This is a genomic window from Actibacterium ureilyticum (genome assembly GCF_002285435.1).
Classification (GTDB): Bacteria; Pseudomonadota; Alphaproteobacteria; order Rhodobacterales; family Rhodobacteraceae; genus Actibacterium_C; species Actibacterium_C ureilyticum.
Genome location: NZ_NSBT01000037.1, coordinates 705,454 through 717,894 on the forward strand (window position 1 = coordinate 705,454; position 12,441 = coordinate 717,894).

Genomic DNA, 12,441 nt, shown 5'->3' on the forward strand with positions numbered 1-12,441 from the left:
CGGGCCGCGCGGGCCCGCCTGTGTCGTTTACAGATCGGGCGCCAGAGGCACGTCGATGGACCCGTCCAGCATCTTGGTCGGACCGTCCGCACCGGGCATGATGTCGAACTCGAAAATCTCGTTCGGCAGCCACAGCGTGGCACAGGCGTTCGGGATATCGACCACGCCCGAGATATGCCCCTGCACCGGGGCGGTCCCCAGGATCGCGTAGGCCTGCGCGCCGGTATAGCCGAACTTCTTGAGATACTCGATCGCGTTCAAGCACGCCTGGCGATAGGCGATATGCACATCCAGGTAATGCTGGGTGCCCTCTTCATCGACGGAAATCCCCTCGAAGATCAGGTAATCGTCGTATTTCGGCGTGATGGGCGAGGGTTTGAAGATCGGGTTCTTGATCCCGTATTTCTCCATCCCGCCCTTGATCAGCTCGACCTGGATGTGCAGCCAGCCGGCCATTTCGATCGCGCCGCAGAAGGTGATCTCGCCATCGCCCTGGCTGAAATGCAGATCGCCCATCGAAAGCCCTGCGCCATCGACATAGACAGGGAAGTAACAGGTCGAGCCGCGGCTCAGATCCTTGATGTCACAGTTCCCGCCATGTTCGCGCGGCGGCACGGTGCGGGCGCCCTCCATCGCGGCCTTGTCACGTGCGTCGCCCGTCATCTGGCCCATATGCGCGCTTTGGGTGGTGGGCAGCGCGGCAAGCTGCGGCACGCGGTCGGGCTCGGTATCAAAGAGCGCCTTTTCCCGGGTGTTCCACATATCCAGCATCTTGCGATCCGGCAGGCAGCCGATCAGGCCCGGATGGATGAGCCCTGCGTATTTCACCCCCGGCACGTGGCGGGACGAGGTGAACATGCCATGAAAATCCCAGATGGATTTCTGCGCTTCGGGGAAGTGTTCGGTCAGGAAGCCGCCGCCGTTCTGCTTGGAAAAGAAGCCGTTGAAGCCCCAGTTCATCTCCTCCTTGGCGCCGATGTCCAGGATGTGCACCTTCAGCAAGTCACCCGGCTCGGCGCCTTTGACGCCGATGGGACCGGACAGATAGTGCACCTGTTCCAGCTCCACGTCGCGCACATCGGCCGCGTCGTCGTCATTCTTGATCTGGCCACCGGTCCAGTCATAGGTCTCGATCTTGAAATCGTCGCCCGGCTCGACCCAGACCGCGATGGGAATATCCGGATGCCAGCGGTTGTGCACCTTGTCATTGGTGTGCGGACTTTCGGAAAGATCCACCGAAATGAGCGTGTCAGCCATGTTCTGTCCTCTCTGGCTTGGGATTAAACGGATAGGAATTTCGAGACCCTGGCCTCGTCGATGCCGTCGCGCGGGCTGTCATGGACGAAATTGCCGTTCTCGATCACCACGACGCGGTCGGCGACATCGAGTGCAAAGCTGAGCACCTGTTCCGACACGACAATCGACAGCCCCTTTTCGTCGCGGATGCGGCGCAGGGTGCGGGCCATTTCGCGGATGATCGACGGCTGGATCCCCTCGGTCGGTTCATCCAGCAGCAGCACCTTGGGCTTCGAGGCCAGCGCGCGGGCAATCGCCAATTGCTGTTGCTGCCCACCCGACAGGTTGCCGCCGCGCCGGCCCTTCATCTCCAGCAGCACCGGGAAAAGTTCGTAGATGTCGGACGGCACCGATTTTTCGCCCGTCACGGTCAGGCCGGTTTCGACGTTTTCCTGCACCGTCATCGACGAAAAGATCATCCGCCCCTGCGGAACATAAGCGATGCCATTGGCCACGCGCTGGTACGGTTTCATCCCCGTCACATCGGCGCCTTCGACCGCGACCGCGCCCGACCGGGCAGGCACGATGCCCATCAGCGTCTTCATCAGGGTCGTCTTGCCCATGCCGTTGCGGCCCATGATCGCGATAATCTCGCCCGGCGCGACATTCAGGTCGAGCCCGTGCAGAACCTCGCTTTCGCCATAGGCCGCGCGGAGGTCGGAAATGTTCAACATGGCTCTCTCCTTCAGTGGCCCAGATAGACTTCGATGACCTTGGGATCGTTCTGCACCCGGTCCATCGACCCTTCGGACAGGACCTTGCCCTGGTGCAGGACGGTGACGCGGGTGGCGATGTCTTCGACAAAGCCCATGTCGTGTTCGATCACGATCACCGACCGGTCGGCGATGATGCGGTTCAGAAGCTCGGCGGTTTTCTTGCGCTCGGCCACCGACATGCCCGCCACGGGTTCGTCCAGCATCAAAAGCTCGGGGTCCTGGATCAGCAGCATCCCGATCTCCAACCACTGTTTCTGGCCATGGCTCAGGAACGCGGCCTTTTGCGCCAGGTGATCCTTCAGAAAGATCATCTCGGCGATTTCTTCGATCCGCTCACGCACCGCCTGATCACGGCGGAAGAACAACGCGCCAAAAACGCCGTGGCCCTTGGGATAGCTGAGTTCCAGATTGGCGAAGACGCTCAGATCCTCGTAAACACTGGGGGTCTGGAACTTGCGCCCCACCCCGGCATGTACGATCTGATCCTCGCGCATTTTCAGCAGGTCGTGCCCCTTGAACGCGACGGCCCCGGCGGTGGCCTTGGTCCGGCCACAGATCAGGTCCAGCACCGTGGTCTTGCCCGCCCCGTTCGGTCCGATGATCACGCGGCATTCGTTGGGCTCGACATAAAAGCTCAGGTCATTCACGGCCTTGAACCCGTCGAAGGACACGGTCAGCCCCTCGACCATCAGCACGAAATTCGGGTTGTTGTAATCCAGCATGATCCGTCACTCCGCAGGGGTGTTTTCGGGGGCGGCGGCGTTGCCGGGCCACAGCTTGCGCAGCCGTGGCGCCACCTGTTCGGCCCAGACCCCGGCCAGCCCGTTCGGAAAGGCCATGACAACAGCGATGAACAGCGCGCCCAGACCCAGCAACCAGAGTTCCGGGAAGCTTTCGGAGAATGTCGTCTTGGCCCAGTTCACCAGAAGCGTGCCGTAGACCGCGCCCAGGATCGACAGGCGCCCGCCGACGGCGGCGAAGATCACCATCTCGATCGACGGGACGATGCCGACGAAAGACGGCGACATGAACCCAACCTGAAGCGTGAACATCGCCCCCCCGATGGCCGCGAAGGCCGCGCCCAGGCAGAAGACGAAGATCTTGAAATTCGCCACGTCATAGCCAGAAAACCGCACGCGGTCTTCCTGATCGCGCATGGCGATCAGCAGCCGGCCCAGCTTTGACTTGCGCACGAATTGGGCGGCGAACAGCACCGCGAACAGCAGGACGCCATTGACGAAATAAAGCGTCGTCTTGGCCTCGTCCGTGCGGATGTCCCAGCCATGCAGGGTGCGCAGGTCGGTGATCCCGTTGACCCCGCCGGTAAACCCCTGTTGCCCGATGATCAGGATGGTCAGGATCGCGGCAATCGCCTGAGTGATGATCGCGAAATACACGCCCCCCACCCGGCGGCGGAACATCGCAACCCCGATGACAAAGGCAAAGACCACCGGCACCGCGACCACGGCGAAGATCGTGAAGGCGAAGCTGTTGAACGGCTCCCACCACCAGGGCAGCGCGGTCAGCTGGTTCCAGTCCATGAAATCGGGAATGCCCGGCGTCGACTGGATCGCGGTGTTTTCCGGCGACGAGGCTTCCAGCTTCAGGAACATCGCCATGCAATAGCCGCCCAGGCCAAAGAACACCCCCTGCCCCAGCGACAGGATGCCCCCCACGCCCCAGCACAGCACCAGCCCCACGGCGACGAAGGCATAGGTCAGGTATTTGCCGAACAGGTTCAGCCGGAACGGTTCCAGCACCAGCGGGAACAGGACGAAGATGATGGCGGCGAGGATGGCAAAGCCCAGCGCCTCGCGCCCGTTCATGTATTTATGTGTGAAGGGATTGATCATCGTCTGCTCCGGCTCACTTGCGCAGTTTCATGGCGAACAGGCCCTGGGGCCGCAGCATCAGGATGCCCACCACGGTCAGCAGGGTCAGAACCTTGGCCATCGAGCCCGACAGGAAGAATTCCAGGATCGACTGCGCCTGGCTGATCGAGAATGCGCTGGCGATGGTACCCAACAGGCTGCCCGCGCCGCCGAAGACGACCACAAGGAAGGTGTCGACGATGTAAAGCTGCCCCGCCGTCGGACCGGTCGAGCCGATCATGGTAAAGGCCGAGCCTGCAACGCCCGCGACACCGCAGCCGATGGCAAAGGTCATCCGGTCGGTCCAGGCGGTGTTGATGCCCACCGCATCGGCCATGACGCGGTTGTTGTTGATCGCGCGCACCTGCTGGCCCCAGCGCGAGCGGTACATCATCACGTAAACCGCCACCGAAATGCCCACGGCCAGCACCATGACGAAGATGCCGTTGATCGGGATCTCGATCATGTCGGTCAGCGGAAGCGAGCCGATCATCCAGTCGGGGATGGTCACGCCGACCTCGCGCGCGCCAAAGACCGACCGATAAACCTGTTGCAGGATCAGGCTAAGCCCCCAGGTCGCCAGAAGCGTGTCCAGCGGGCGCTTGTACAGATGCCGGATCATCGCCCATTCGACGAACATCCCCAAAGCGCCCGACACGACAAAGGCCAGCGCCATAGCAATGAAGAAATAGATGCTGAACAGCGCAGGCAGATATGCTTCGAAGAAATTCGACAGCAGATAGGTGACATAGGCCCCCAGGATCATGAACTCGCCATGGGCCATGTTGATCACGCCCATCTGGCCAAAGATGATGGCCAGCCCAAGCGCCATCAGGACGAAAACCGAAAACAGTATCAGACCGGCGAAGCCCTGCATCGCGAAGATCGCGGTCAGCTCGCTCATGGAATAGTCGGAGAACATGGCCACCTTTCCGTTAGCTGGAGAGACCCCATGCCGCACGGGGATGCGTGAACGGCATGGGGGAAAGGGTCGGCCGGGCCGTCTGGCACCGGACCGGCCGACGGGGAGTGCTTATTGGTAGCCTTCGGGGAAGGGATCGGGCTCGACCAGATCGGCGGTCTCGTACACCACTTCGTACTGGCCATCGGCCTGGGCGCGGCCCACGCGGGTCTTGGACCACAGGTGGTGGTTCTCATGCACCTTGACGTAGCCTTCGGGCGCGCTGGTCAGCTCGATCTCGGGGCTGGCGGCGCGCACCTTGTCGACATCGAAGGAACCGGCCTTTTCGACCGCCGCCTTCCACAGCCACGGGCCAAGATAGGCGGCCTGTGTCACGTCGCCGATCACCATGTCGTCGCCCCACATCTCCTTGAAGGCGGACACGAAGGCTTCGTTGTTGGGATTGTCCAGCGACTGGAAGTATTTCATGCAGGCATAGGCGCCCTCGATATTCTCGCCGCCGATGCCGCGGATCTCGTCCTCGGTCACGGAAATGGTCAGCAGGATCGGGCTTTCCTTGGTCATGTCGATGCCCGCGGCCTTGAGCTGCTTGTAGAAGGCCACGTTCGAGCCGCCCACGACGATGGCATAGATCACGTCGGGCTTCTTCAGGCGGATCTTGTTGATGACTGAGTTGAACTGGGTGTGGCCCAGCGGATAGTACTCCTCGCCCACGACCTTGCAGCCGTCCATGAAGTTTTCGATATGCTTGCGGGCGATCTTGTTCGACGTGCGCGGCCAGATGTAATCCGACCCCAGCAGATAGAAGGATTTCGCGCCCTTGGTCTGATTGACCCAGTCCAGGCCCGCAATGATCTGCTGCGTGGCTTCCTGGCCGGTATAGATGACGTTCGGGCTTTCCTCGAGCCCCTCGTAGAAGGTCGGATAATACAGGAACCCGTTATACTGCTCGAAAACCGGCAGAACCGCCTTGCGGCTGGCCGAGGTCCAGCAGCCCATGACCGACGCGACCTTGTCGTTCACCAGAAGCTTCTTGGCCTTCTCGGCGAAGGTCGGCCAGTCGGACGCGCCGTCTTCCTGGATGTATTCGATCTTGCGCCCCAGGATGCCGCCCTGCGCGTTGATCTGTTCGATGGCCAGCTTTTCGGCCTGAACCGAACCGGTTTCGGAAATCGCCATCGTGCCGGTCACCGAATGCAGAATGCCGATTGTCACGGTGTCATCGGTCACCGCCAGCCCGGTTGTGTTGATTTCGGCGGTCGGGAAATCTTGCGCCCGCAGAAACTTCGGCGTGAACAGCGACGCGCTCAGCGCCGCACCCCCGGCCAGCACGGCGCGGCGGCTCATACCTGCGTAATTCTTGGGTTTTTCGTTCTCGGACATCTCGTCTCCTAGTCAGTCAGGTGGGTTTCGGACGGCGTCTGATGCGCCACTGACAAGAAGGCTGGCAGCAATTTCTGCGCCGCAATATACGTAAGATGACGTATTTGGTTGCGCGTTTTTCCTCCTAAGAATGGGTGGAGCGGTTCGGGAAGGGACAGCTGCAACGGCGGGCGCGATCATATCGAACGCCATGGTTCCCTTCGCGGATGGCACTTGTCGGGACCTGTCGCGCGGGCGCGGGTCCGCGCGGCACGGGGAGCATAGTGGAGACCCATGGCTGTTACGTACAGAGCTACTGGGGGTCGCCGGAATTACAATCGGTGGGTCGCCAACGAAACGATGGAAGATTTCGCGCTGCGCTATACCGCGCGCCGGGCGCGACGGTGGAGCTATGGCCGGGTCGCCAATACCGCGCTCGGGTCGATCTCGTTCCTGGCGCTCGAGGCCATCGGCGGCGCGATCACCCTGACCTATGGGTTCGATGCCGCGATCATCGCGATCATGCTGGCGGGGCTGATCCTGTTCCTGACGGGGCTGCCGATCAGCTATTACGCGGCGCGCTATGGCGTCGATATCGACCTGCTGACGCGGGGCGCCGGCTTTGGCTATATCGGGTCGACCATCACGTCGCTGATCTATGCCAGCTTCACATTCATCTTCTTCGCGCTCGAGGCCGCGATCCTGGCCTTTGCCATCGATTTTTGTTTCGGCATCCCGGTCTTTCTGGGCTATCTGCTGTCGGCGCTGGTCGTCATTCCGCTGGTGGTGAACGGGTTTTCCAAGATCTCGTCATTTCAGGCCTGGACCCAGCCGCTGTGGATCGTGCTGCATATCCTGCCCTTCGCGCTGCTGGCCTATAGCGGGGTCGATGTGGCGATCTGGACCGAGTTCACCGGCGAACGCGGCGGCAACGGCCCCACGGTGATGATGATCGGTGCGGCAATGGGGGTGGTGCTGTCGCTGATCGCGCAGATCGGCGAACAGGTGGATTTCCTGCGCTTCCTGCGCGAGCCGAAAACCCCGCAGGAAAAGCGGCGCTGGTGGGTTGCCCTGCTGGCGGCGGGGCCGGGCTGGACCGTGCTGGGCGTGGCCAAGATGCTGGCGGGATCGTTCCTGCTGACCCTGGCGATCACCGCCCTTGTCCCGCCGCGCAACGCGACCGACCCGACACAGATGTATTTCACCGCCTTCGAACGCGCGCTGGCCTCGCCCATGGCCGCGCTGGCGCTGACCGGGGCCTTTGTGATCCTCAGCCAGTTGAAGATCAACGTGACCAACGCCTATGCGGGGTCGATCGCGTGGTCGAACTTCTTCTCGCGGCTGACCCATTCGCATCCGGGGCGGGTGATCTGGCTGGTCTTTAACGTGGCGATTGCCTTGCTGCTGATGGAACTGGGCGTCTTTCACGCCATCGAATCCATCCTGGGGCTTTATTCGCATGTGGCGCTGGCCTGGATCGGGGCGCTGACGGCGGATCTGGTGGTCAACAAGCCCCTGGGCCTGAGCCCCAAGGGCATCGAGTTTCGCCGCGCGCATCTTTACGACATCAACCCGGTCGGCACCGGCGCGATGCTGATGGCGGTGATCGTGTCCATCGTCGCGCTGCTGGGACTGATGGGCGACCTGGCACAGGCGTTCTCGTCGGTCATCGCGCTGGCGGCGGCCTTTGTCACCGCGCCGCTGATCGCCTGGCGCACCAATGGCCGCTATTACATCGCGCGCCCGGTCCCTGCGCCCGCCGCGCCGCAGGACGCGCAGACCGGCACCTGCTGTGTCTGCGAATACCGGTTCGACCCCGAGGACATGACCGATTGCCCGTTCTATGCCGGGCCGATCTGTTCGCTCTGCTGCACGTTGGATGCGTCCTGCCGGGACAGTTGCAAACCACAGGCCCGGCTGGGGGCGATGTTCGTGGCGGCGCTGCAACGCAACCTGCCGCCGCGCATCGCCGACGCGCTGATGTCGCGGCTGTCGGTCTTCTTCATCGCGACGGCCGTGCCCGCGTCGATCTTTGCCGCCGTGCTGCTGGTCATACGCGGCAAGGCGGGGACCGAACAGCTGGACGCGGTTCTGGCGATCATCTTTTCCAGCGTGCTGGTGGTGATCGGGATCATCGTCTGGACCCTGATCCTGACCACCGAAAGCCACCACAAGGCCCGCGACGAGGCCGATGTGCAGACCCAGCGCCTGCTGCGCGAGGTCCGCGCGCATGAACGCACCGATGCCGCGCTGCAGGCCGCCAAGGAAAAGGCCGAGGCCGCGAACTTGGCCAAGACCCGTTACATGGCCGGGATCAGCCATGAATTGCGCACGCCGCTGAACGCGATCTATGGCTATGCGCAGCTTCTGGAACAGGACCATGACCTGCAACCGGCGCAACGCGACGCGGTACTGACGATCCGCCGCAGCTCGGAGCATCTGGCCGGGCTGATCGAGAACCTGCTGGACATCTCGAAGATCGAAGCCGGCCGGCTGGAACTGCATCGCGACCGGATCAACCTGCCCGCCCTGCTGCACCAGATCACCGCGATCTTCGAACGGCAGGCCCGCGAAAAGGGCATCGCCTTCGACATCCAGACCAGCCCGAACCTGCCCGAATGGGTCGATTTCGACGAGAAGCGCCTGCGCCAGATCATCATCAACCTGCTATCGAATGCCATTTCCTATACCGACCGGGGGGCGGTCAGGCTGAAGATCAAGTACCGCAACGAGGTCGCGTTGATCGAGGTTTCGGACACCGGCATCGGCATCGACCCCGACCAGATCGACCGGATCTGGAAACCGTTCGAACGCTTTGCCCCGCATGCGGCGGGCGGCTCGGGCCTGGGGCTGACAATCACCCGGCTGCTGGTCGAGATCCTGGGCGGCGAGATCACCGTCGACAGCACCAAGGGCCAAGGCACGACCTTTGCGGTGCGGCTGATGCTGCCGTCGGTCGTTGGCGCCAATGCGCTGCGTGCGGGCTGGGCACGGCCGGAAAAGATCACCGCGACGGGCTATGCCGGGCCGCGCAAGACGGTGATGGTGGTCGATGACGATCTGGACCACCTGCGGCTGCTGGAAACCGTGCTGAAACCCATGGGGTTCCTGGTGCAATCGGCCCGGGACGCCGAAACCGCCCTGTCGATGCTGGGCGATTTCAGCCCCGACCTGTTCGTGCTGGATATCGACATGCCAGGCATCACCGGCTGGGAATTCGCCGAAACCCTGCGCGCCCAGCCACAGCACCGGTCGAGCCCCATCATCATGGTCACCGGTCACGCGCTCGAGGCGCGCCAGGCGACCCATCACGAGACCTTGTGCGATGCCTTTATCGTCAAACCCTATTCGCTGAACGATTTCGTGATGCGTGCGGCGGGGCTGATGCGGCTGCAACTGTTGTCCGAGGCTGACAGCCCCACCCCCGCCCCCGCCGCGCGCGCGATCCCGGACGAGGCGTTGGCGCGGCTGCTGACCCTGGCCGAGATCGGCCATGCCGCGGGCCTGAAACACGCGCTCGACACGCTGGAACAGGCCGGTCAGATCGCGCCCGACACGCTGGCCACGCTTCGCACGTTCCTTGCGGCCTTCGACCTGCCCGCCGTTGCCCGCCATCTGAGGGAGATGACACGGAATGCTGCCTGATCCGTTCGCAACGACCCGCCGCTCGATCGCCCTGGTCATAGATGACGCGCCCGAAACGCTGGGCCTTGTGTCCCGCGCGCTGGAGGAAAGCGGCATGACCGTGCTGGTCGCGCGCTCGGGGCAGGAAGGCATCGACCTGGCCCAAAGGGTTCAGCCCGACGTCATCCTGCTGGACGCGATCATGCCCGGGATGGATGGGTTCGAAACCTGCCGCCTGCTCAAGGCGCCGCCGGTATCGCAGCACGCGCCGGTGATCTTCATGACCGGCATGTCGGATTCCGAACACATCCTGCGCGGGCTCAAGGCGGGCGGGGTCGATTACATCACCAAGCCCGTCGTGCTGGACGAGCTGATCGCCCGCATCACCACCCATGTGCTGAACGCGCGCGCGATCAATTCGGCCCGTGTCGCACTGGAATATGCCGGACAGAACGTGCTGGCCTTTACCGCGCAGGGGCATCTGACCTGGGGCACCCCGACCGCGCTTGCGCTGCTGGACCGCCCGCAAAGCGCGGCGACGGTCAGCCAGTCGCGGGCGCAGGGGCCCACGCGCGATTGGCTTGCCTCGCTGTTTCTGAACCCGATGTCGGGCACGCTGCCGCATCTGGCCGGGGGGCTGACCATGATCTATCTGGGCCAGTCCGATGGCGAGGTCGTGATCCGCATCCGCGACATGACCGACAACAACGACACCCGGCGGCTTGCCCGGTCCTTTGGCCTGACCGACCGCGAGGCCGAGGTGCTGCTGTGGCTGTCACACGGCAAGACCAACCGCGACATCGCCGAGATCCTGACCCTGAGCGCGCGCACGGTGAACAAGCACCTAGAGCAGATCTTCCACAAGATGGGCGTCGACAACCGCACATCGGCCGCCGTCATGGCCGACCGCATTCTGCAAAACGCCTAGAGCCGGGCGGCGATCTCTTTCGCGACGCGGGCAAAGCTGGCGTCGCGCGACACCTGCGCCGCCACGATGGCGCCGTCGATCAGAACCGTCATCTGCCGCACCAGCGCGCCGGGGTCGCTGAACCCCATTTCCAATGCCTGCGCGTGCAGCCACAGGTTCAGATGCGACTTGTGCGATGCCACCGCCGCGCGCAGGCGGTCGTCCTCGGAATTGCTTTCGCTGATCGCGTTGATGAACGGGCAGCCATAGAATTCGGGATCGCTGAACCAAAGCTCCAGGATATCGAAGACGCTGGCGATCTTCTGCGCGGGCGTCCCGGCGGTCTTGTTCAACTGGCCGAAGAACCAGCTGCGCCAGGCCTGCCCCTCGCGCTCCAGCACCGCCTCGATCAGGTTGTCCTTGGATTTGAAATGCGCATACAGCGTCGATTTCGCGGTGCCCGCGTGATGGGCGATGGTGTCGACGCCGGTGGCGGCGAACCCGTTGTGACAGAACAGCTCGGTCGCCGCGCTGAGGATGCGGTCCCGCGGGGTATCTGCGGGCTGGCCGATACAGCTCCAGGCGGCGGGACTGCGGTTCGCGGGGATATCGGGATTGATGTTCATGTCGGGTGGCACGCAATCGTGGTGAGTCTGATTCTGTCCACACTACTAAATGAAGCACCGCAGTTCGAACAGACCTGTTCGATCTTTTTATCCACAGCCCGATCCGCGAGTCGACCGCCCAGACATTAATCAACGCCAGAAAAAATACGCGTATTGCTGCTTAAATTGCGCGCAAACCGTCCCGAAGCGCGATGGCGAATTGACTCGATTTGCGCGGGCCGCGTTCGATGAACAAGACAGATCTGTCCAATCGGGGGAATGGCGTGGGACGTGCAGGCGAGATTGAAATGGTGAAATCGGACAGCACCGATGCCCGCCTGCCGCGCCGCAGCGGGGCCACCACGGCCCGCACCGATGTCTCGATCCGCGGCGTGACGCATGCCTATGGCCATGCCGGGCCACCGGTCCTGAGCGGCGTCGACCTGGAGATCGCCAGCGGCGAAATCGTGGCCCTGATCGGGCGGTCGGGCAGCGGCAAGTCGACCTTGCTGCATATCGTGGCGGGGCTGCTGAAACCGAAGGATGGCGCGGTCTGGATCGGCGGCCAACGGGTGCAGAAACCATCCGCCGACTGGGTGATGATGTTCCAGTCACCTTCCTTGTTTCCTTGGATGAACGTGGCGCAAAACACTGGACTCGGGCTGCGCTATGCGGGCCAGCGCGCGGGTGCGGCCGCACGGATCGCCGAGGTGCTGGCGCTGGTCGATCTTGCGGCCCTGGCCGACCGCAATGTGCAGGACCTGTCGGGGGGCCAGCAACAGCGCGTGGCGCTGGCCCGGTCGATCGCCACCGAACCGGGGTTGCTGCTGTTGGACGAGCCGTTCTCGGCGCTCGACATCTTCACCCGGCGGGCGTTGCAGAACGATGTGCGCCGGATCGCGCAGACGCTTGGTCTGACACTGGTACTGGTGACGCATGACGTGGCCGAGGCGGTCCAGATGGCAGACAGATCTGTCTTGCTGGCCGAGGGCGGACGGATCACCGCAGACACACCGATCACGCTGACCGAGGCGGACCGGCACACACACTCACGCGATTTCCAGAAAGAGGTGACGCGCCTGCGCACGCTTTATTCGGAAGTCGCCGGAATGGGCTGACACAACAGGTTTTGGGGGCA

At 63.1% G+C, this 12,441-nt stretch carries 10 protein-coding genes; 3 read left to right on the forward strand and 7 right to left on the reverse strand.

Annotation, left to right across the window (positions count from 1 at the left end):
* Positions 1-27: 27 nt before the first annotated feature.
* The 6 genes from fmdA to urtA form a co-directional block, all read right to left on the reverse strand.
* Positions 28-1,257 carry a formamidase gene (gene fmdA, locus CLM60_RS16445; protein ID WP_095590189.1) on the reverse strand — a complete coding sequence of 410 codons (1,230 nt, stop codon included), beginning with the start codon at positions 1,255-1,257 and terminating at the stop codon, positions 28-30.
* 23 nt (positions 1,258-1,280) lie between these two features.
* Positions 1,281-1,970: an urea ABC transporter ATP-binding subunit UrtE gene (urtE, locus tag CLM60_RS16450; RefSeq protein ID WP_095590190.1), complete on the reverse strand. Its 690-nt coding sequence runs from the start codon at positions 1,968-1,970 to the stop codon at positions 1,281-1,283.
* An 11-nt stretch (positions 1,971-1,981) separates the two neighbouring features.
* Entirely contained in the window at positions 1,982-2,734 is a 753-nt protein-coding gene (urtD, locus tag CLM60_RS16455) for an urea ABC transporter ATP-binding protein UrtD (RefSeq protein ID WP_095590191.1), read from the reverse strand.
* A gap of 6 nt (positions 2,735-2,740) precedes the next feature.
* Positions 2,741-3,865 (reverse strand): urea ABC transporter permease subunit UrtC, encoded by a 1,125-nt coding sequence (urtC, locus tag CLM60_RS16460; RefSeq protein WP_095590192.1) that lies wholly within the window; start codon positions 3,863-3,865, stop codon positions 2,741-2,743.
* Positions 3,866-3,878: 13 nt separating this feature from the next.
* Positions 3,879-4,805, reverse strand: a complete 927-nt coding sequence (gene urtB, locus CLM60_RS16465; protein ID WP_095590193.1) for an urea ABC transporter permease subunit UrtB — start codon at positions 4,803-4,805, stop codon at positions 3,879-3,881.
* Between the two features lie 111 nt (positions 4,806-4,916).
* Complete coding sequence (gene urtA, locus CLM60_RS16470) at positions 4,917-6,188, reverse strand: urea ABC transporter substrate-binding protein (protein WP_095590194.1); 1,272 nt, start codon at positions 6,186-6,188, stop codon at positions 4,917-4,919.
* 339 nt (positions 6,189-6,527) lie between these two features.
* Between urtA and CLM60_RS16475 the strand changes: the two genes are divergently transcribed.
* Positions 6,528-9,812: a hybrid sensor histidine kinase/response regulator gene (locus tag CLM60_RS16475; RefSeq protein WP_245848447.1), complete on the forward strand. Its 3,285-nt coding sequence runs from the start codon at positions 6,528-6,530 to the stop codon at positions 9,810-9,812.
* Positions 9,802-10,719 (forward strand): response regulator transcription factor, encoded by a 918-nt coding sequence (locus CLM60_RS16480; RefSeq protein ID WP_095590196.1) that lies wholly within the window; start codon positions 9,802-9,804, stop codon positions 10,717-10,719. The genes CLM60_RS16475 and CLM60_RS16480 overlap by 11 nt, the downstream gene beginning before the upstream one ends.
* Here the strand turns inward: CLM60_RS16480 and CLM60_RS16485 are convergent.
* Positions 10,716-11,324, reverse strand: coding sequence for a TetR/AcrR family transcriptional regulator (locus tag CLM60_RS16485; RefSeq protein ID WP_095590197.1), 609 nt, complete (start codon positions 11,322-11,324; stop codon positions 10,716-10,718). The two genes, CLM60_RS16480 and CLM60_RS16485, sit on opposite strands and share 4 nt — an antisense overlap.
* A gap of 287 nt (positions 11,325-11,611) precedes the next feature.
* On the opposite strand from CLM60_RS16485, the gene CLM60_RS16490 reads away from it, so the two are divergent.
* On the forward strand, positions 11,612-12,421 hold the full coding sequence (locus tag CLM60_RS16490) for an ABC transporter ATP-binding protein (RefSeq protein WP_095590198.1): 810 nt from the start codon (positions 11,612-11,614) through the stop codon (positions 12,419-12,421).
* The last annotated feature ends 20 nt before the right edge of the window (positions 12,422-12,441 follow it).

Coding starts and splice junctions, on each gene's coding strand:
- fmdA (WP_095590189.1), bottom strand. CDS start 1,257: ATGGCTGACACGCTCATTTCGGTGGATCTTTCCGAAAGTCCGCACACC.
- urtE (WP_095590190.1), bottom strand. CDS start 1,970: ATGTTGAACATTTCCGACCTCCGCGCGGCCTATGGCGAAAGCGAGGTT.
- urtD (WP_095590191.1), bottom strand. CDS start 2,734: ATGCTGGATTACAACAACCCGAATTTCGTGCTGATGGTCGAGGGGCTG.
- urtC (WP_095590192.1), bottom strand. CDS start 3,865: ATGATCAATCCCTTCACACATAAATACATGAACGGGCGCGAGGCGCTG.
- urtB (WP_095590193.1), bottom strand. CDS start 4,805: ATGTTCTCCGACTATTCCATGAGCGAGCTGACCGCGATCTTCGCGATG.
- urtA (WP_095590194.1), bottom strand. CDS start 6,188: ATGTCCGAGAACGAAAAACCCAAGAATTACGCAGGTATGAGCCGCCGC.
- CLM60_RS16475 (WP_245848447.1), top strand. CDS start 6,528: ATGGAAGATTTCGCGCTGCGCTATACCGCGCGCCGGGCGCGACGGTGG.
- CLM60_RS16480 (WP_095590196.1), top strand. CDS start 9,802: ATGCTGCCTGATCCGTTCGCAACGACCCGCCGCTCGATCGCCCTGGTC.
- CLM60_RS16485 (WP_095590197.1), bottom strand. CDS start 11,324: ATGAACATCAATCCCGATATCCCCGCGAACCGCAGTCCCGCCGCCTGG.
- CLM60_RS16490 (WP_095590198.1), top strand. CDS start 11,612: ATGGTGAAATCGGACAGCACCGATGCCCGCCTGCCGCGCCGCAGCGGG.